Here is a 17,690-nt window from a genome sequence, read left to right as displayed (position 1 = left end):
CGAGATGTGCTCGAACATGGTCGGAGTCTGCTCGGGCTGATCTTCGCAAATCAAATACCGAACAGGGGATAACTCGGGAGTTATCAGTTTTTGAGAACATCGCCAGGTTGGCCGAGCTGGGTATTTGATTGGATTCTCAGGTGGCTGTGCCATATTCGGGACGCAGTCGGCGACGAGAGGAGCAACGGTGACCTCCGAAGTCCGTGTGGCGATCGCCTACCACGGTGGGCGCGGGCACACCGCGCGGATGGCCGAGGCCGTGGAAGCCGGTGTCAAGGCTGTAACAGGGGCATTCTGCGATCCGATCGACGTCAGCCGAATAGCCCCCGAGGACTGGTACCGGTTGGACGACTCCGATGCGATCGTGTTCGGCGCACCGACCTACATGGGGACCGCTTCCGCCGCCTTTCACGCATTCGCCGAGGCCAGCAGTCGTCGCTGGTTCACCGGTCGCTGGACCGGGAAGATCTCGGCGGGCTTCACGAACTCCGGCTCCATGGCGGGCGACAAGTCGAGCACCTTGTCCTATTTCGCCACTTTTGCGGCGCAACACGGCATGCTGTGGGTGGGCCTGGGCCTGCAACCCGGCTGGAACTCCACCAGGGGTGGTCCGGAAGACCTGAACAGGCTGGGCTTCCACCTGGGTGCGGCCGCCCAGTCGAACCTCGACGAGAAGCCCGCCGCGATGCGCGACTCGGACCTCGCGACGGCCGAGCACCTGGGCGGACGGGTCGCGCGGTACACCCTGCAGTTCGCGCTCGGCCGGGAGCGCATGTCGTGACCGGGGTCGCCGCAGAGGTCGCCCGGCGCAGGCTGATGCTGGCCGTGGCGCTCGTCGCGCACACGCTGGTGCTCGCCGACAGCACGATCATGAACATCGCCGTGGACGTGCTCGCCGACCCGGTGCGCGGGATAGGCGCGGGCACCGGTGAACTGGCGTGGGCGGTCAGCGCCTACCCGCTGGTGTTTGCCGCCTCCACGCTGACCGGGGGAGCGCTCGCGGACCGGTTCGGCGCGTCCAGGACCCTGGTGCCGGGCCTCCTCCTGCTCGGTGCCGCGTCGGTCGCCGCGGCTCTCGCCGCCGGCGGTGTGGTGCTGATCGCCGCGCGGGCGCTGATGGGAGCGGGTGGCGGGCTGATCGCTCCCGCGACGTTGACGCTGGTCGCGGCCGGGTTGCCGGCGGAGCGGCGGACCCGTGCGGTGGCGCTGTGGTCCTCCGCCGCCGGTGTCGCCGTCGCGGTCGGGCCGGTGCTCGGCGGAGTGCTGCTGGCGTGGTTCTCGTGGCCGGCCGTGTTCCTGGTGAACGTGCCGGTCGTGCTGGTTCTGCTGCTCTGCGCGGCCTTCCTCCCCGCGCTGCCGGTGCCCGGGAACGTGCGTCCGCTCGACCTGCCCGGTGCCGCGTTGTCCGCTCTCGGGCTGGCGGCGCTGGTCGGCGGGATCGTCCAGTGTGGACGCGAGGTCACCGCGGCCGCCCTGCTGTTCCTGGTTCTGGGCGTCGGGCTGCTCGTGGCGTTCGTGGTTCACCAGTTGCGCGCCCGGCATCCGGCGTTCGACGTGCGGTTGTTGCTCCACCACGGCTTCGGCGGCGGAGTCCTCGGGCTGCTGCTGAGCTTCGCCGGGCTCGCCGGGCAGCTGTTCTACTGCGCGTTCTTCCTGCAGGGCGTGCTCCGGTTGTCACCGGGGGAGGCCGGGTTCGTGATGTTCGCGGCGGCGGTCGGCATCGTCACGGGCAACCGCGTGTGTTCCGCCGCTGTGCAGCGGTTCGGCCTGCGTCCGACTGTCCTCACCGGACTCGTCGCGGCTTCGTCGACCTATGCCGCGTACCTGTTCTTCGACGCGCACACGCCGATCGCGGTGGTCGTCGTCCTGCTGTTCGTCCAGGGGTTCGGCACCGGCCTGGCGTTCGCGCCGCTGACGTCGGGCCTGATCTCCGGCCTGCCGCCGGATCGCGTGGGCGCCGGTGCGGGGCTGGCCTCCGTGTCCCGGCCGCTGGGCAGCACGATCGGTGTCGCGGTGCTCGGTGCGGTGCTGACGCTGTCGTACCGCACGGCGATCGAGCCGTCGTTGACCGGTCTTCCGGCCGCGGACGCCGACCAGGCACGCGGTTCGGCCGAGGGCGCCCGCGCGCTGCCCGATCTCACCGTCGCCGCGGACAGCGCTTACCTGCACGCCATGCACGTGACCGCTGCGTGGGCGACCGCGGTGTCGCTCGCCGGGTGCGTCGTGGTGGCCGTGGGACTGCGCCGGATCGGACGGCGATGGAGCTGACTCTGCGGCACCTCGCGCTCGTGGTGGCGGTCGCCGACGCGGGCGGCATCCGCCGGGCGGCGCTGGCGATCGGTGTCGCCCAGCCCGGTGTCACCGCGCAGCTCAAGCGCATCGAGCACGACCTGGGCGCCGACCTGTTCGAGCGCAGGGCCGAGGGTGTGGTGCCGACCCCGTTGGGCATGCGGTTCATCGCCGAGGCCCGCGATCTCCTGGCCCGCTTCGACGAGCTCGTGGCGGGCACCCGCGCGCTGGGGCACGGCGTCGCCCCCGGCACGACGTTGCGCATCGGCGCGACGGACAGCCGCGACCTGCCGCGCATCACCCTGGCGCTGGCCGAGTTGCTCCCCGGCAGCGAGCAGGAGATCTCGGTGGGCGGCGAACCCGACGAGGTGCTCGCCGCCGCCGAGGAGGGCAGGCTCGACGTCGTCGTGCTGGCCGAACACGCCCACCGCCCCCGGCCGCGGCTGGGCGGGTTCCTGGACCACGACCTGGGCCGTGAACCGCTTCACGTGGCGCTGTCCGCGCAGCACCGCTTCGCCGGCCGTGCCGGACTGATGCTCGCGGACCTCGCGGACGAGATCTGGGCGAGCACGTCCGAGCAGTCGCCGGAGGAGTGGCGCAGCCTCCAGGAGGCCTGCTCCCGCACCGGTTTCAGTCCCAGGCTGCGCCACCGCGGTCTCGATCGGGCGAGCGCGGAGACGGTGATCCGCCTGGGCCGCGCGGTCGCCTCCCTCCCGCCGGACCGGCCCGGCGCCGGCGTCGTCCTGGTCAGGCTCACCGATCCCGGGCTCTGGCGCAGAACCCGTCTCCTTTGGCTGCCGGATTCGCCGATCGCACCGCTCGCGTCCCAATTGGCAAGGCTGCTACCTGCGAAGGCAGTCGAAGCAGAAGCCTGTTGAGCCCGCTCCTGGATCGGTTCGGCCTCCTGGGGGTGTGGCGGCCTCCGCAACCGTGCTACTAGTTGAAATTAGAACGACACGGAGGGGGCCTCCATGCGCGGATCCGCGAGCCGTGCACCAGTGCTCGACCGGCCGCGCACGGTGATCCGGGTGCTGCTGATCACCGATGACCCCGGCGTGGCCACCAGACTCGACAACACCCTCCTCGCCGCCGATCACGCGGTGGAACGAGTGCCCGACGCCCGCGGCGGCCTCGACCGCGCCCTGTCGAGGGAGTTCGACGTGATCATCCTCGACCGCGGCTTGAGGGCGGGCCGGGGCCTGGAACTGATGAGGAAGCTGCGCCGGGCCCAGGTCCTCACGCCGGTGATCATGCTGGCCGACGGCGACGTCCGCGACCGCGTGGCCTGCCTGCAGGCGGGAGCCGACGACTGCGTGGACAACCTGACCGAGTCGGAGGAGCTCCTCGCCCGTCTCCGCGCCCTGTACCGCAGGAGCCCGTACCGCACCGGAACCGTGCACCTGGGCGCCGCCCGCGTGGACGTGACCCGCCGTCTGGTGATCCACGAGGACGGCACCCGCACCAGCCTGACGGTGCAGGAGTGCGCGGTGATCGCGGTGCTCGGCGCCGAACCCGGCCGCGTGGTGTCCCGGGCGCGGCTGCAGGCGCTGGTCTTCCCCGATCGGCACGCCAAGTCCATTGTGGACACATATGTGTACCACCTGCGGCGCAAGCTGGGGCGTGAGGTCGTGACGACCGTGCACAGCGTGGGGTACCGGCTGGGCCATGTGCCCGTGCGGCTGGCCGGTCCAGCCTCAGCCTGACCTCAGCCCGTGCCTGGTGGGCCCCTGGGTCACGTACCGGACTCGTCCCGCTGAGCACGACGTGCTGCCGCGCGAGGTGACCACGCAGCCGTCCGGGCCGGCGAAGGCGAACGTGCGCCCGAACGGCCTTCGCGCCGACTAGCGGCTGGCCCAGCCCTCGATCCCGTCCAGGAACCGGTCCACGCCGAAGCTGAGCTCGAACGGCAACGCCCCACTGTCGACAGGCTCGGTCTCGCCCTCGGTGGCGTGCACCGCCGTGAGCGCCGGATAGTCCTCCGGGTCGAGGAACTCGGCGACCAGATGCGTGATGCCGGCGTTGGCGTGAGGGATTCCGTCGTCGCGCTTGTGCTCATGGGCGACGCTCATGCTGATCTGCGCGGTGCCGCGCACGACCGCGGTGAGGTGCAGGGCCGCAGCCCGCGCCTCGCGACCGGCCAGGCCCGCCGCCATCAGCGGGCGCAGCAGGCGGTCCAGCCAGGCGAGCTGGTTGGGGCCCACCGGTGCGTGGTCGAGCGGGACGCGCAGCATCCAGGGGCGGCTCTGGAACCCGGCCCACAGGGCGGCGACCCAGAGCCGGACCGCCTGCCGGACGTCGCCGGTGTCGCCGAGGTCGGGGGGAGCGCCCGCGCCGATGTCGGCGGCCACCTCCAGCAACAGGTCCTTGCTCGGGACGTGGTTGTAGAGCGACATCGTCGAGTAGCCGAGCTCGGCGGCGACCCGCTGCATGGACAGCGCTTCCAGCCCGTCGGCGTCGGCGACCTTCACCGCCGCCTGTGCGATCCGCTCCACGCTGAGCTGGGACCGAGGGCCACGCCGGCCCCGACGTCGTCCCGCCCACAGCAGCGTGAGGCTGCGCTGCAGGTCCGGTTCATCGCTGTCTCGCGTCGTCATCAACCATCCCGCCCGTCGGTCCGGTGCCATCCTAAAACTCGGTATGCCGTACGTTTTACGTATGACATACAGAGTTTCTTCGGCGAACGGACTGGCATGACCGCGACGACGAACACGAACGTCCCGCTCACGGCTTCGCCACGGCAGGAGACCCGCTGGTGGCGCCGCCCGTGGATCGTGCCGTTGATGCTGGTGGTCGCCGCGTTCCTGGCGTTCTCGGTGCCGCCCTACCTGACCTTCGACCCCGCCTACTCGCGCCTGACCCCGCCGGAGGGCAACGACCTCTACTACCCGCTGCTGGTCGCGCACGTCCTGTTCGGCACGGTCGCCATGTCGACCGCCTGCTTCCAGGTGTGGCCGGCGTTCCGCGCGCGTCACCGGACCGGGCACCGGATCACCGGCCGGATCTACGTCTACGCCGGCGCGTTGCCCGCGGGGCTGCTCGGGCTCTACATCGGCTGGCACACCTCGGCGGGGCCGTCGGTGCTGGTGGCCAACCTCGTCGGGTCGGCGCTGTGGGTGGTGATCACGGTCGCCGGGCTGCGGATGGCTCGCCTGCGCCGCTACGACGAGCACCGCCGGTGGATGTCACGCAGTTTCGCGCTGGCCATGTCGATCGCGCTGAGCCGCGTCATCACCATCCCGGCGGTGATCGTGCTGACGCCTCAGGTGGACATCGCCTTCGGCGGCAACGAGGAGCTGATGCGCAACACCGCGACGAGCATCGGGGTCTGGCTCAGTCCGCTGCTCCTGCTGCTGCTCACCGACTGGCTCCTGGAGCGCCGGAAACCTCGTGTCCGCCGGGCTTCGCCACGCTGAGCACGACGACCGCTCAGGCCTTGTCGTGGATGGTGACCACGTAGCCGTCCGGGTCGGCGAAGGCGAACGTGCGCCCGAACGGTCCGTCGAACGGCGCCGTGACGATCGGAACGTTCGCGCTCGCCAATTCGTCGTGCACGGCCTGCGCGTCGTCGGCGTGCAGCCACAGCGCCACTCCCAGGCCTGGGCGCGGGTGGGCGGCGTCGAGGTCCACTCCCGGCAGGGGTTCCCGCACTGCGAACGAGATCGGCGCGGTGTCGAACACCACCGCGCCGGGCGGGGAGGCGGGCAGCCTGCGCAGTCCGAGGCGGGTCTCGTAGAACTCGGCCGCGCTGGTGAGGTCGCGCACCTGCAGTGCGAGGAAGTCGGGTCCGGTCACGGTCATGTCGTGTCTCCTATGTCAATGTGTTGACATAGGAGACGCTATGTCATGATGCTGACATGGGTCAAGGCGACATGGTCGGTCCGCTGGACAGGGCGGTGGGCTACGCGTTGAAACGGGCGGCGACGGCGTTGCGTGTCGCGATGGACGCCGCGCTGCGTCCGTTGGATCTGACGGTGCCGCAGTACTCGTGCCTCGAAGTGCTCTCGCAGCGGCCGGGGTTGTCCAACGCGGAGCTCGCGAGAGCCGTCTTCGTCACCCGCCAGTCGATGAACCTGGTGCTGCGCGGGCTGCAGGACCGCGGGCTGGTCACCCGTCCCGCGACCGCCTCGCACGGGCGGGCGCTGCCCAGCGAGCTCACGAGTGCCGGGCGCACGCAGCTGCGGGCCGCCAGCATCGCGGTGCGCGCGGTGGAGAAGCGGATGCTCGAGCCGTTCTCCGAGACGCGGCAGAACCGGTTGTTGCAGGACTTGATCGCCTGCACCGACGCGGTCGCCGTGCACGACGACGGCCGGGAGACCGAGTCGTGACGCCCGTTGTCAGGACTGCGAATCCGGTGGCGGCAGGTAGTAGAACCGCCGCCGGCTCAGCAGCAGGGAGTCGTCGGAGAGCGTGAAGAAGTCCGCGAAATCGAATTCGCGGGTGTCGTGGCCGGGCGGGCGGTAATGGCCGACGGCCACCACGCAATGCCCTTCGGCGATCACCTTGAACAGTTCGTGCCTCCCCCTGGTGCGCGCCAGGCGCACCGCGGCCTCGCGGCCGCGGCCGGTGGGCGCGTCGGCCTGCCGCACCTGCATGTCCTCGTGCAGCAGGGATGCGTACGCGTCCAGGTCGCCCGCGTCCAGGTACAGGTAGGACAACCGGACGTGGTCCACGCCCGCGGCCAGCGTCGCCGCGCTGGGCGACGCGCGCCGGCGGTCTGACGTCATGGCGAACTCCTTCGGGCGTCCGGAATGCTATGCCCACCCTTTCATCTGCCGATAACCCAGGCCTATCACGGCGCTTTCACGGCGCCTTCCGCGGCGCAATCCGTCCCGCATGGCGGGAGATCGAGCATTCGCCGGATATACAAGAACTTCTCCGTTCCATACATTGACGCAGTCGGTCGCTGGGGGGACGTACAGGGAGGGGCGGCGGACGTGGGCGCTGCGCTGCGCGAAACGGGTGGGTCGGTGTTGCGGATCCTCGGTCCGATCGAGGTCGAGGGACCGTCAGGGCCGGTGCCGGTGACGCCGGGCCGCCAGCAGGTGGTGCTCGCGCTGTTGTTGATGGAGGCCAACCAGGTCGTCAGCACAGATCAGATCGTCGACACGCTGTGGAACCAGGGACCGCCCGACACCGCGCGCACCCAGGTCCAGATCTGCGTGTCGCGCCTGCGCAAGACGATGGGCGACGCGGGCGTCGCGCTGCCGATCATCACGCGGATGCCCGGCTACCAGCTCATGCTGGGCGGCAACACGCTCGACATGCACGTCTTCGCCGGCAAGCTGGCCGAGGCCCGCGTGCTGGTGAAGGAAGGCCGCGCCGCCGAGGCCGCGGGCCTGCTGCGGTCGGCCGTGGCGCTGTGGCGCGGGCCGTGCCTGAGCGGTCTGTCCAACCCCGCGTTGCGCAGCCGCGCGTTGCGGCTGGACGAGGACCTGCTGACCGCCACGGAGGACTACCTCGAGCTGGAGCTGGAGCTCGGCCGCCACCACCAGATCGTCGGCGAGGTCACCCGCCTGGTCCACGAACACCCGATGCGCGAACGGCCGCGGGCCCTGCTGATGCTCGCGCTGCACCGCGGCGGCAGGCAGGCCGAGGCGCTGGAGGTGTACCGGGCGGGCAGGCACCTGCTCGTCGAGGAACTGGGCCTGGAACCGGGGGAACGGCTGCGGTTGCTGGAGTCGGCGATCCTCTCCGGGGACGTCGCCGGTGGCCAGGCCGAGGCCGCCCCGCCCGCCGGTGCGCCCGCGCCGAGCTTCGAACGCCCGCGCCAGCTGCCCGCCGACACCGCCGACTTCGTCGGCAACGAGGCCCTGATCCGCACCGCCGAGGCCGTGCTCTCCGGCGGTGACCGAAGAGCCGTGGGCGTGGTGGTGGTCATCGGCAGACCGGGCAGCGGCAAGACGACCGTCGCCGCCCACATCGGGCACCGGATCGCCGAACGGTTCCCCGACGGGCAGCTCTACTGCGACCTGCGCGGCACGCGCGAGGAGCCGGCCGCCCCCGCCGACGTGCTCGGCAGGTTCCTGCTGGCACTGGGCATCCCGGGCTCGATGATCCCGATGGGTGTGGACGAGCGCGTGGAGATGTACCGGACGCTGATGGCCGAGCGGAGGACGCTCGTGGTGCTGGACGACGCGTCCTCCGAGAGCCAGGTGATCCCGCTGCTGCCGGGCAGCAACCAGTGCGCCGTGCTGGTGACCAGCCGGTCGCGGCTGACCGGCGTGCCGGGAGCGCGCCAGGTCGAGGTCGAGGTGTTCACCCCGGCGCAGTCGCTGGAGCTGCTGGGCCGGGTCGTCGGCGCCGAACGCGTCGGACGGGAACCCGAGGCCGCCGCGGCGCTCGTGCGCACCGTCGGCGGGCTGCCGCTGGCGTTGCGGATCATCGCGGCACGGCTGGCGGCGCGGCCGCACTGGTCGCTCGCGTCGATGGTGCACCGGCTGGCCAGCGAGCGGCACCGGCTGGACGAGCTGGCGCACGGCGAGATGACCATCCGCGCGAGCCTTTCGCTGACGCACAACGGGATGGACCGCCGGTCGCGGACCCTGTTCGGCCTGCTCGGCCTCTCCACGGGCCCGGAGCTGCCCGGCTGGGTCGCGGGCGCCGTGCTGGACGACGACTCGCGGTATCCGTCAGACCTGTTGGAACCGTTGGTGGACGTGCAGATGCTGGACGTGTCCACAGTGGAGCGCACCGGTGAGTTCCGCTACCGCTACCAGGACATCGTGCGGCTGTTCGCGCTGGAGAAGCTGAACGCGGAGGTGCCGCCGGACGTGCGGCGGGACGCGGTGGAACGCGTCCTCGGCGGCTGGCTCGCCCTGGCGGAACAGGCCCACCGCGCCATCTACGGCGGCGACTACGCCGTGCTGCACGGCGACGCCCCGCGCTGGACGCCGCCGTCGACCTACGTCCAGCAGGTGACCGCCGACCCGCTGGAGTGGCTCGACGGTGAGCAGGCGAACCTGTGCGCGGCGATCACGCAGGCCGCCGACGCCGGGTTCGACGAGGCGTGCTGGGACCTGGCCGTCACGTCCGCGACGCTGTTCGAGTCGCACGGCTACCTGGACGACTGGGAGAAGACGCACGAGAAGGCGCTGCAAGCCACCCGTGCGGCCGGGAACGTCCGCGGCACGGCGGCGGTGCTCAGTTCGTTGGGCACGTTGCACATCAACCGCGGCCAGACGACCCGCGCGCACGAGGCGTTGACGGCGGCACTGGCGACGTTCCTTGACCTGGACGACCCGCGCGGCCTGGCGCTGTGCCGCCGCGACCTCGGGCTGCTCGCGCGCTGGGCGGGTGACGACGACCAGGCGCTCGTCCTCTACACCGCCGCGATGCGCGACCTCGACCGCGCGGGCGACCTGGTCGGCAGGGGGATCGTCCTGACGCACCAGACGGACGTCCTGTGCCGGCGGGGCCGGACCGACGAGGCCACGGCGCAGCTGTCCGAGGCGATCAGGATCTTCGAGGACGCCGGCTTTCGCGGCGGCGTTCCGCACGCGCTGCGGCGCATCGGCCAGGTCCAGGTGCGGGCCGGGAACCACCACGAGGCGGCCAGGACCTTCGCACGGGTGCTGGAGATGGTGCGCGAGAGCCGTGACGTGATCGGGGAAGGGCACCTGCTGCGCAACCTCGGCGAGGTCAACGCGGCGCTCGGTCGGGACCGCGAGGCGCTGGCGCACTTCGAGCAGGCCCTGGCGGCGCGGGAGCGGATCATGGACCACGTCGGCGCGGCGGCGATCCGGCTGGACCTGGCGCCGGTGCTGGCCCGTCTCGGGGAAGGGCGCCGGGCGTCGGAGCTCGTGCTGCACGCGGTGCAGATCTTCGGCGACCGCGGGATGGACCGGGAGAGGGTGGCGGCCGAACAGGCGCTCACCGGGCTGACCGCCGGCTGCTAGTCCGCGTCTTCCGGCCCCTGGTGCTGTTTCAGTTCCAGGGGTTGCTGTCCTGCGCGCCGTTCCACGGGTTGCTGTCCTGAGTCCCGTTCCACGGGTTGCTGTCGTCCGCCGCGTTCCACGGGTTGCTGTCCGCCGCGATGGACGCGGACCCGGCCGGCACGACCGCGTCGAGAACCGCGGCGCCGACACCGAACACGAGCGCGGCACCGGCGGCGGTGGTGGCGATCCGGGTGAGGACGGCGTGCGTCATGACGTTCTCCTTGCGGTTTGTGCGGGGATTTCCGCGGCTATTTCCTGCTGACGTCCAGAACGCTATTCATCGCCGGAATCCCTTCCCTATCTCGCGGACAATCCCCGCGCTATCTCCAGCGATGCTCCAGTGCTGTGTGCGATAGCCGCCTCGTCTGTGCAGCTCAGAGGCTTCCGTGCTGGCCGGTGTCGCGGGATTTCGGTAGTCGACTCCACGTGGATTGCCCCGTGATGTCGCGGCGATAGCGCGATATCCGAGATTGGTGTCCGTGCCGCTCCCGGAAGTCCGGAAGAAACGTCTCGGAGGAACGATGTCCGCCAGAAGTCATCGACCGGTCGTCCCCTCCGGGGCGCTCCGGTGAGCGGGGTGTCCCAGGTGGACGGTCCCGGTGTCGTGGCCGGGGCCCCGCGCACCCTGTGGCGTGACCGCCGCGCACTGGGCTGGGCGTTCGCCACGGGCGTCTCGGCGGTCGGCGACGAGATCTGGTTCGTCGCTCTCGCGTTCACCGCCGCGCAGCTCGGCAACGCCGGGCTGGCCGGCCTGGTCCTGGCCTGCGCGACCATCCCGCGTGCTCTGCTGACGATCGTCGGGGGAGCGCTGACCGACCGGTTCGACGCTCGCCGCATGATGATCGGCGCGGACGTGGCGCGGATCGTCGTGCTGGCGGGAGCGCTGACCGTGCTCGCCATGACCGGTGTGTCGGCCGGCCTGCTGATGGTCGTGGGTCTGCTGTTCGGTGTGGCCGACGCCTTCTACGGACCCGCGTCCGGCGCGTTCCCCCGGCAGCTGGTGCGCCGGACGGAACTGGTCAGGCTGTCGGCGTTGCGGCAGCTGCTCGACCGGCTGGCCGGTGTGCTCGGCGCGCCGCTGGGCGGCCTGGTGCTGGTGGCGTGGGGACTGGGCGGCGCGATGCTGCTCGACCTCGTGTCGTTCGCGGTGGTCCTCGCGGTGCTCGTCGCGGTCCGGCCGCGCTGGCCGCTGGCCCGCTCCACCGGCGGCACGGTCCGCGCCGACATCCGCGACGGGCTGTCCTACCTGCGGCACACGCCGAGGGTCCGCGACCTCGTGATCACGTTGTCCGGCCTCAACGTCTTCGTCAGCCCGGTGGTCGCCGTCGGCCTCGCGCTGCACGCCGTGGGCAGGGGCTGGGGCGGGGTCGGCCTGGGGTGGCTGACCGCCGCGATGGGCGGTGGCGCCGCGATCGGCACGCTCATCGCCCTGAAGTGGCGGCCGGAACGACCGCTGCGCGCCGCCGTGCTCCTGCTGTTCCTCCAGGCCGCGTCACTCGGTCTCGTCGGCAACGCCGGCTACGCCGCGACGCTCGCCGGGATGACCGTGGTCGGCGTCGTGGCGGGACTCGCCTCACCCATGCTGTCCGGCGCCTTCCAGGCCTCCGTCGACGAGGAGTACATCGGCCGCGTCGGCTCCGTGCTCACCCTCACCGACGACGCGCTGACGCCGCTCACGATGGTCGGTTTCGGCCTCCTCGCCCAAGTCCTCGGACTCGGCGCCGCCGCACTGCTGTTCGCCGGCGGCTTCCTCGCGCTGCTCCTCTACGCCTACTCCCGCCCCCACGTGCGGGACCTGCGGATCCCGGACGAAAGGAACTCCTGATGACCACGCAGCTGACCTCGCCCTCCACCACCAGCCCCGGTCACGGCGACGCGTTCACCGACCACATGGTGAGCATGAGCTGGAACGCCGTCGACGGCTGGCACGACCGCCGCGTCGGCCCGCTGGAGGCGCTGCCGATGCACCCGGCGACGATCGGCCTGCACTACGCCCAGGTGATCTTCGAGGGGCTCAAGGCCCACCGGGGACCCGACGGCTCGGTGTCGGTGTTCCGCCCGGACCGCAACGCCCTGCGGTTCCAGAGCTCCGCCCGCCGGCTCGCGATGCCGGAGCTGCCGGTGGAGGACTTCCTGTCCGCCCTCGACGACCTCGTGCTGCTCGACGGCGCCGGACTGCCCGACGAGGAGTCGATCAGCCTCTACCTGCGGCCGCTGATGTTCGCCACGGACCCGAACCTGATGCTGCGCCCGTCCGACGAGTACCGGTTCCTGCTCATGGCGTTCGTCGCGGGCGGCTTCTTCGGCGACAAGGCCCTGGAGCCGGTGTCGGTGCTGGTCAGCCGCGAGCACAGCCGCGCGGTCGAGGGCGGCACCGGCGACGTCAAGTGCGCCGCGAACTACGGCCCGTCGTTCGTCGCGCAGAACCTCGCCCGCCAGGCGGGGTGCCAGCAGGTCGTGTGGCTCGACGCCGCCGAGCGCCGGTGGGTCGAGGAGATGGGCGGGATGAACCTGTTCTTCGTCCGCCGCACCGCTTCCGGCACCGAGGTCGTCACGCCAGGACTGACCGGCACGCTGCTGCCCGGCGTCACCCGCGAGTCGTTGCTCGTGCTGGCGGACCGGCTCGGCTACACGGCCCGCGAGGAGCGGATCTCGGTGGACCAGTGGCGCGAGGAGTGCGCGGCGGGCCTCATCACGGAGGTCTTCGCCTGCGGCACGGCGGCCGTGGTGACCCCGGTCGGCACCGTCCGCGACCGCGACGGCGACTGGGTGATCGGCGACGGCACCGCGGGACCGGTGACCCGCGAGCTGCGGCAGGCACTGGTCGACACGCAGCGCGGCGTCCTGCCCGACCCCGGCGGCTGGCGGCGCGTGATCGTTCCGCCGTCCGGGTTCTGACATCTCCGATCACTGAAGACAAGGGTGGGGAAAGAAAACATGGAGCACGCAACGAGTGTCGCGATCGCGCCCGCCGCCGATCGGCTGCCGCCACCACTGGCACGGCACCTGGCCTCGGACACCACCAGGGCCGCGATGCGCATCCAGCAGGAGGTGCTCGGCGCCGCGCGGGCCTTCCTGCGTGGTGAGGGTTTCGTCGAGCTGCTCCCACCGGTGATCGGTCCGGTGACCGATCCGGGAGCGCGGGGGTCCAAGCAGCTCGACGTCGACTACTACGGCCACAAGTACAAGGTCATGACCAGCGGCATCCTCTACAAGCAGGCGTCGCTGCTGGCGTTCGACAAGATCTTCTACATCGCTCCGAACGTCCGCGCCGAGCCGGTCGAGACGTGCAACACCCGCCGCCACCTCGCCGAGTTCCACCAGATCGACGTCGAGATCGCCCACGGCACCCGCGCCGACGCGATGGGCGTGGCCGAACGGCTGCTGACCCACGTCGTGAAGCACGCCCTGGCCACGGTGCCCGACCAGTTCGAGCTCCTCGGCCGCGACCCGCTGGCGTTCGCCGAGCTGCTGGCCGGTCCCTTCGACGTGATCGGCCACCGCCAGGCGGTCGAGGCGCTGCACCGGCTCGACTACCCGCAGAGCCCGGACGCCGAGATCGAGTGGACCGGCGAGGAACTGCTGTCCTCGAAGGCGGAGCGCCCGTTCTTCGTCACCGACTACCCGAAGGGCTCACGCGGGTTCTACGACCGGGAGAGCACCACCGAACCGGGCCGGCTGCGCAACTTCGACCTGCTCGCGCCGGAGGGCTACGGCGAGCTGGTCAGCGGCAGCGAGCGCGAGTCGGACTACGCCACGATCGTCACGCGGATGCGCGAGACGGGCGAGAACCCGGCCAAGTACCGCTGGTACCTCGACGTCATGCGCGAGGGCATCCCGAACAGCGCCGGGTTCGGCATGGGCCTGGAGCGCCTCGTCCGCTTCCTCACCGGGCTGGACGCGGTGTGGCAGGTCAACGCCTACCCGAAGGTGCCCGGCGAGGTGTCGCCGTGAGGGCGGGAGGATTCCCCGAGGAGCAGGTGCGGGCACGAGCCAGGGGCGGTGCGGCGGAAGCGTTCCCGCCCGTGGAGTCCTACGGCCACGAGGTGTTCGGCGCAACGCCGTCCGGTTCCGGCTCCTCTGCCGACGAGCTCGACACGGCCAGGCTGGTGCCGCCGGTGTTCATGCCGCTGCGGCTGGAGAAGCTGATCGACCTCGGCCGCGAGCCGCTGCAGTCCGATGTGGACCTGACGACGAGGGTCGGCGGCTTCACCTCGGCGCTGCCGGTGTTCCTGTCCGCCTTCGGTTCCACGCGGATCGGCAGCTCCGAGGTCTCGGTCGCGGCCAGCAGGCAGGCGGGCGCCCTCGGCATCCCGATGGTGATCGGCGAGAACGTCGTCCCCGTCACCGGCTACCGGCGTGAGCCCGACGCCACCACCGGGATGCTGGCCCGCGTCCGCGCCTACCTCGACGAGGCCGGGCCGGAGCTCGGTGGCGTCGTGGTGCAGCAGAGCACCGAGGACGCGGACGCCGAGGTGTGGAACCTCGTCTACAGCGATCCCTCCGCCGAACCGCTGCTCGCCAGCGGCCGGCTCGGGTTCGAGCTCAAGGTGGGCCAGGGCGCGAAGCCGGGGCTCGGCGGCCTGACGGTCCTCGACCGCGCCACGGCCGCGCGGGTGTCCGAGCAGTTCGCCCTCGACGACCTGTGGTCCGGGCCCGGCGTGCTGCGGTCGGGCAGCCCCGGCACGTTCACCGACGAGATCCTGCGCCAGCAGATCCGGTTCATGCGCAACAACTTCCCGCGGGCACGGGTCTGGGTGAAGCTGCACCCCGGCCGTGACGTGGCGCGGGCGGCGGCGTGCGCGTGGGAGGCCGGCGCGGACGCGGTGACCGTGGACGGCGCCGAGGGCGGCACCGGGTGGGCGCCGCACGCGTTCCTCGACCACGTCGGCCTTCCGCTGGCCGAGTGCCTGCGGCGGATCGGCACGCCGTCCGGCTGCCTGCTGGCCACCGGCCGCATGTGGGAGGGCGGGCGCGCGGTCAAGGCGCTCGCACTCGGCGCCACCGCCGTCGGACTCGGCCGCGCCGCGCTGACCGCGGTGGACACCGACGCCGAGCACGGTCTGCGCCGGCTCGTCGAGTGCCTCGCCTACGAGGTCCGGCTGCTGACCAGCGCACTGGGCAAGTACGCGCCCGCCGCGCTGGACACCGAGGACGTCTGGTTCCCCGGCTCGACCGGTGTCGCCGGCTCGGCCCACCGCCACAGAGAAAGCCTGACGTGACATGAACAACCTGGTCCTGCTGTCCGGAACCGCGTCCGACTCGCACACGTGGAACCTCGTCTACCTGCAGCTGCTGCTGGAGGAGTCGGGGTACCGGGTGCTCAACCTCGGCGCGTGCGTGCCCCCGGTGCTGCTCGCCGACGAGTGCGAGGCCGAGCAGCCCGATCTCGTCGTGCTCAGCAGCGTCAACGGCCACGGCTACCGGGACGGGGCACGAGCGCTCGCCGAGCTGCACAGCCGGCCCCGGCTCGCCGCGATCCCCGTGGTGATCGGCGGCAAGCTCGGCACCGGCGGCCCGGAACCCGCTCAGGCCGACGCACTGCGGGCCGCGGGGTTCGCCGACGTCTTCGACGACGACACGGCCATCACCCGGTTCCAGGACTTCATCGCCACGCACGTGTTGTGCCGCACGGCGGGCACGGTGTCATGACCGGGTTCGCGGACGCGGTGGCGCGTGCCGCTGCCGAAGGCAGACTGGTCGTGCAGCCCCGCATGGGCATGGCGTCCCCGGTGGAGATGCGGGCTGGTCTGCTCGCGGTCAGGAACGCCGACGCCACCACGGTCGGCACCCTCACCGTCGACAGCTACACGAGGGTCGGCGACCACCGGGCGGCGTTGGCGGCACTGCGTGACGGCGACCGGCTCAACGGCTACCCGATCGTCTCGCACGACCCGGCCACGACGCGTGCCGTGCTGGACGGAGTTCCGGGGTTCCCCGTGCAGGTGCGGCACGGGTCCGCCGACCCGCGCGCCATCTTCGGCGCACTGGCCGCCGCTGGACTGGACGCCACCGAGGGCGGGCCGGTGTCCTACTGCCTTCCCTACAGCCGCAGGCCGTTGCGCGACTCGGTCGCGCACTGGTCCGAGGCGTGCGGGAACTTCTCCGGGCACCTGGAGACCTTCGGCGGCTGCATGATGGGCCAGCTGTGCCCGCCGAGCCTGCTGGTCGCGATCAGCGTCCTGGAGGCGGTCTTCTTCCGCTTCCACGGCGTGCGCAGCGTCTCGCTGAGCTACGCCCAGCAGACCAACGCCGACCAGGACGCCGAGGCGATCCACGCCCTGCGCGCCCTCGCCGCCCGGTTCCTGTCCGATGTGGACTGGCACGTCGTGGTCTACGCCTACATGGGCGTGTTCCCCCGCACGACGACCGGTGCGCGGCTGCTGCTCGCCAACGCGGCCAGGCTGGCCGTCCGTGCGGGTGCCCGGCGGCTGATCGTCAAGACCGTCGCCGAGGCGCACCGCATCCCCACCGTCGCCGAGAACGTCGACGCGCTGGAACACGCCGCCTCCGCGGCGGGACAGGTCGCGTTCGAGGAGTCCACTGAGGACAACGGTGTGCTGGCCGAGGCGACGGCGCTGGTCGAGGCCGTTCTCGAGCTGTCAGCCGATCCCGGCACGGCCCTGCTCGCCGCGTTCCGGCGCGGCCTGCTCGACGTGCCGTACTGCCTGCACCCCGACAACGCGGGCCACGCCCGCAGCCACATCGACGACACCGGCCGGCTGCGGTGGTCGTCCGTCGGCGCCATGCCGATCGCACGGTCCGCCGTGCACCGCTCCGGCCCGGCGCCGGACTCGGCGAGCCTGCTCGCCGCGCTGCACCGCATCGCCCACCTGCACGACACCCGACCCTGGTGAAGAGGAGACAAGTCATGGCCACCAACCCGTTCGAGGACGTCGACGGCGTGTACCTGGTGCTGGTCAACGAGGAGAACCAGCACTCGCTCTGGCCGCAGCGCATCCCCGTGCCCGAGGGCTGGAGCACGACGTTCGGCCCGGACGGCCGCGAGGCCTGCCTGGCGTACGTGGAGGAGCACTGGACGGACCTGCGGCCCGCCAGCCTCATCGCCTCGATGTCCTGATTTCCCGACACGCCAAGGGGGTGCCATCGTGCTCGACGATCTCCAGAACCTGTCGTCCGCGGTCGGCCGAGCTGTGCGCTCGGCGCCGGACGTGCCCGCCGTCGAGTGCGACGGCGTGGTGCTGACCTACGCCGAGCTCGACGCTCACGCCGACCGCCTGGCCCGTGCTCTCGCGAGCAGGGGCGTCGGGCCGGAGGACGTGGTCGCCGTCGCGGTGCCGCGGTCGATCGAGCTGGTCGTCGCGTTGCTGGCGATCGTCCGTGCCGGAGCGGCGTACCTGCCGCTCGACCCCGACTACCCGGCCGAGCGGACCGCCCACATGGTCGAGGTGGCGCGGCCGGTGCTGACCCTCGGACCGGCCGAGGTGGCCGAGTGGTGGGGGGGGG

The 17,690-nt window shown here is 71.7% G+C and carries 19 protein-coding genes; 15 read left to right on the top strand and 4 right to left on the bottom strand.

Annotation, left to right across the window (positions count from 1 at the left end; translation table 11 throughout):
• The first annotated feature begins 187 nt into the window (after positions 1-187).
• From VM306_RS23140 to VM306_RS23125, 4 genes are all read left to right on the top strand, one after another.
• Complete coding sequence (locus VM306_RS23140; RefSeq protein ID WP_325518496.1) at positions 188-781, top strand: flavodoxin family protein; 594 nt, start codon at positions 188-190, stop codon at positions 779-781.
• On the top strand, positions 778-2,268 hold the full coding sequence (locus VM306_RS23135) for an MFS transporter (RefSeq protein ID WP_325518494.1): 1,491 nt from the start codon (positions 778-780) through the stop codon (positions 2,266-2,268). The genes VM306_RS23140 and VM306_RS23135 overlap by 4 nt, the downstream gene beginning before the upstream one ends.
• On the top strand, positions 2,259-3,167 hold the full coding sequence (locus VM306_RS23130) for a LysR family transcriptional regulator (protein WP_325518492.1): 909 nt from the start codon (positions 2,259-2,261) through the stop codon (positions 3,165-3,167). Before VM306_RS23135 ends, VM306_RS23130 begins: the two co-directional genes overlap by 10 nt.
• Before the next feature lie 93 nt (positions 3,168-3,260).
• On the top strand, positions 3,261-3,992 hold the full coding sequence (locus tag VM306_RS23125) for a response regulator transcription factor (protein WP_325518490.1): 732 nt from the start codon (positions 3,261-3,263) through the stop codon (positions 3,990-3,992).
• Positions 3,993-4,130: 138 nt separating this feature from the next.
• Here the strand turns inward: VM306_RS23125 and VM306_RS23120 are convergent, their stop codons facing one another.
• Positions 4,131-4,883 carry a TetR/AcrR family transcriptional regulator gene (locus VM306_RS23120; protein WP_325518488.1) on the bottom strand — a complete coding sequence of 251 codons (753 nt, stop codon included), beginning with the start codon at positions 4,881-4,883 and terminating at the stop codon, positions 4,131-4,133.
• Positions 4,884-4,979: 96 nt separating this feature from the next.
• On the opposite strand from VM306_RS23120, the gene VM306_RS23115 reads away from it, so the two are divergent.
• The gene (locus VM306_RS23115) at positions 4,980-5,702 is read left to right on the top strand and encodes a DUF2306 domain-containing protein (protein ID WP_325518486.1); all 723 of its coding nucleotides are present in this window, start codon (positions 4,980-4,982) and stop codon (positions 5,700-5,702) included.
• Positions 5,703-5,715: 13 nt separating this feature from the next.
• Here the strand turns inward: VM306_RS23115 and VM306_RS23110 are convergent, their stop codons facing one another.
• The gene (locus VM306_RS23110) at positions 5,716-6,087 is read right to left on the bottom strand and encodes a VOC family protein (protein ID WP_325518484.1); all 372 of its coding nucleotides are present in this window, start codon (positions 6,085-6,087) and stop codon (positions 5,716-5,718) included.
• 56 nt (positions 6,088-6,143) lie between these two features.
• Here VM306_RS23110 and VM306_RS23105 point away from each other — a divergent pair, with 56 nt between their 5' ends.
• Positions 6,144-6,614 (top strand): MarR family winged helix-turn-helix transcriptional regulator, encoded by a 471-nt coding sequence (locus VM306_RS23105; protein ID WP_325518482.1) that lies wholly within the window; start codon positions 6,144-6,146, stop codon positions 6,612-6,614.
• Between the two features lie 9 nt (positions 6,615-6,623).
• On the opposite strand, the gene VM306_RS23100 is transcribed toward VM306_RS23105, so the two are convergent.
• Complete coding sequence (locus tag VM306_RS23100) at positions 6,624-7,013, bottom strand: nuclear transport factor 2 family protein (RefSeq protein WP_325518480.1); 390 nt, start codon at positions 7,011-7,013, stop codon at positions 6,624-6,626.
• Between the two features lie 210 nt (positions 7,014-7,223).
• On the opposite strand from VM306_RS23100, the gene VM306_RS23095 reads away from it, so the two are divergent.
• On the top strand, positions 7,224-10,184 hold the full coding sequence (locus VM306_RS23095) for an AfsR/SARP family transcriptional regulator (RefSeq protein WP_325518478.1): 2,961 nt from the start codon (positions 7,224-7,226) through the stop codon (positions 10,182-10,184).
• Positions 10,185-10,212: 28 nt separating this feature from the next.
• Here VM306_RS23095 and VM306_RS23090 read toward each other — a convergent pair whose 3' ends face one another.
• A complete protein-coding gene (locus VM306_RS23090) occupies positions 10,213-10,434 on the bottom strand; it encodes a hypothetical protein (protein ID WP_325518476.1) in 222 nt (73 codons plus the stop codon).
• Positions 10,435-10,800: 366 nt separating this feature from the next.
• Here VM306_RS23090 and VM306_RS23085 point away from each other — a divergent pair, with 366 nt between their 5' ends.
• From VM306_RS23085 to VM306_RS23050, 8 genes are all read left to right on the top strand, one after another.
• Positions 10,801-12,048: an MFS transporter gene (locus VM306_RS23085; RefSeq protein ID WP_325518473.1), complete on the top strand. Its 1,248-nt coding sequence runs from the start codon at positions 10,801-10,803 to the stop codon at positions 12,046-12,048.
• Entirely contained in the window at positions 12,048-13,121 is a 1,074-nt protein-coding gene (locus VM306_RS23080) for a branched-chain amino acid aminotransferase (RefSeq protein WP_325518471.1), read from the top strand. The genes VM306_RS23085 and VM306_RS23080 overlap by 1 nt, the downstream gene beginning before the upstream one ends.
• A 39-nt stretch (positions 13,122-13,160) precedes the next feature.
• Positions 13,161-14,177, top strand: a complete 1,017-nt coding sequence (locus tag VM306_RS23075; RefSeq protein ID WP_325518469.1) for an asparagine synthetase A — start codon at positions 13,161-13,163, stop codon at positions 14,175-14,177.
• Positions 14,174-15,445 (top strand): glutamate synthase-related protein, encoded by a 1,272-nt coding sequence (locus tag VM306_RS23070; RefSeq protein WP_325518466.1) that lies wholly within the window; start codon positions 14,174-14,176, stop codon positions 15,443-15,445. The genes VM306_RS23075 and VM306_RS23070 overlap by 4 nt, the downstream gene beginning before the upstream one ends.
• 1 nt (position 15,446) lies before the next feature.
• Complete coding sequence (locus VM306_RS23065; RefSeq protein ID WP_325518464.1) at positions 15,447-15,875, top strand: cobalamin B12-binding domain-containing protein; 429 nt, start codon at positions 15,447-15,449, stop codon at positions 15,873-15,875.
• Positions 15,872-17,080, top strand: coding sequence for a methylaspartate mutase (locus tag VM306_RS23060; RefSeq protein ID WP_325518462.1), 1,209 nt, complete (start codon positions 15,872-15,874; stop codon positions 17,078-17,080). The genes VM306_RS23065 and VM306_RS23060 overlap by 4 nt, the downstream gene beginning before the upstream one ends.
• 14 nt (positions 17,081-17,094) lie before the next feature.
• Positions 17,095-17,304 (top strand): MbtH family protein, encoded by a 210-nt coding sequence (locus VM306_RS23055; RefSeq protein ID WP_325518460.1) that lies wholly within the window; start codon positions 17,095-17,097, stop codon positions 17,302-17,304.
• Positions 17,305-17,332: 28 nt separating this feature from the next.
• The coding region (locus VM306_RS23050; protein ID WP_325518458.1) for an AMP-binding protein at positions 17,333-17,690 on the top strand (358 nt) is incomplete at its 3' end.

This window comes from Lentzea sp. (assembly GCF_035525475.1).
GTDB lineage: Bacteria > Actinomycetota > Actinomycetes > Mycobacteriales > Pseudonocardiaceae > Lentzea.
This window is presented reverse-complemented; position numbering and strand designations above follow the sequence as displayed.

What these genes read in the sequence shown, in the direction of transcription:
- VM306_RS23130 (WP_325518492.1), top strand. Translation starts at nt 2,259, where the DNA reads ATGGAGCTGACTCTGCGGCACCTCGCGCTCGTGGTGGCGGTCGCCGAC.
- VM306_RS23125 (WP_325518490.1), top strand. Translation starts at nt 3,261, where the DNA reads ATGCGCGGATCCGCGAGCCGTGCACCAGTGCTCGACCGGCCGCGCACG.
- VM306_RS23120 (WP_325518488.1), bottom strand. Translation starts at nt 4,883, where the DNA reads ATGACGACGCGAGACAGCGATGAACCGGACCTGCAGCGCAGCCTCACG.
- VM306_RS23115 (WP_325518486.1), top strand. Translation starts at nt 4,980, where the DNA reads ATGACCGCGACGACGAACACGAACGTCCCGCTCACGGCTTCGCCACGG.
- VM306_RS23110 (WP_325518484.1), bottom strand. Translation starts at nt 6,087, where the DNA reads ATGACCGTGACCGGACCCGACTTCCTCGCACTGCAGGTGCGCGACCTC.
- VM306_RS23105 (WP_325518482.1), top strand. Translation starts at nt 6,144, where the DNA reads ATGGGTCAAGGCGACATGGTCGGTCCGCTGGACAGGGCGGTGGGCTAC.
- VM306_RS23100 (WP_325518480.1), bottom strand. Translation starts at nt 7,013, where the DNA reads ATGACGTCAGACCGCCGGCGCGCGTCGCCCAGCGCGGCGACGCTGGCC.
- VM306_RS23090 (WP_325518476.1), bottom strand. Translation starts at nt 10,434, where the DNA reads ATGACGCACGCCGTCCTCACCCGGATCGCCACCACCGCCGCCGGTGCC.
- VM306_RS23080 (WP_325518471.1), top strand. Translation starts at nt 12,048, where the DNA reads ATGACCACGCAGCTGACCTCGCCCTCCACCACCAGCCCCGGTCACGGC.
- VM306_RS23075 (WP_325518469.1), top strand. Translation starts at nt 13,161, where the DNA reads ATGGAGCACGCAACGAGTGTCGCGATCGCGCCCGCCGCCGATCGGCTG.
- VM306_RS23065 (WP_325518464.1), top strand. Translation starts at nt 15,447, where the DNA reads ATGAACAACCTGGTCCTGCTGTCCGGAACCGCGTCCGACTCGCACACG.
- VM306_RS23060 (WP_325518462.1), top strand. Translation starts at nt 15,872, where the DNA reads ATGACCGGGTTCGCGGACGCGGTGGCGCGTGCCGCTGCCGAAGGCAGA.
- VM306_RS23055 (WP_325518460.1), top strand. Translation starts at nt 17,095, where the DNA reads ATGGCCACCAACCCGTTCGAGGACGTCGACGGCGTGTACCTGGTGCTG.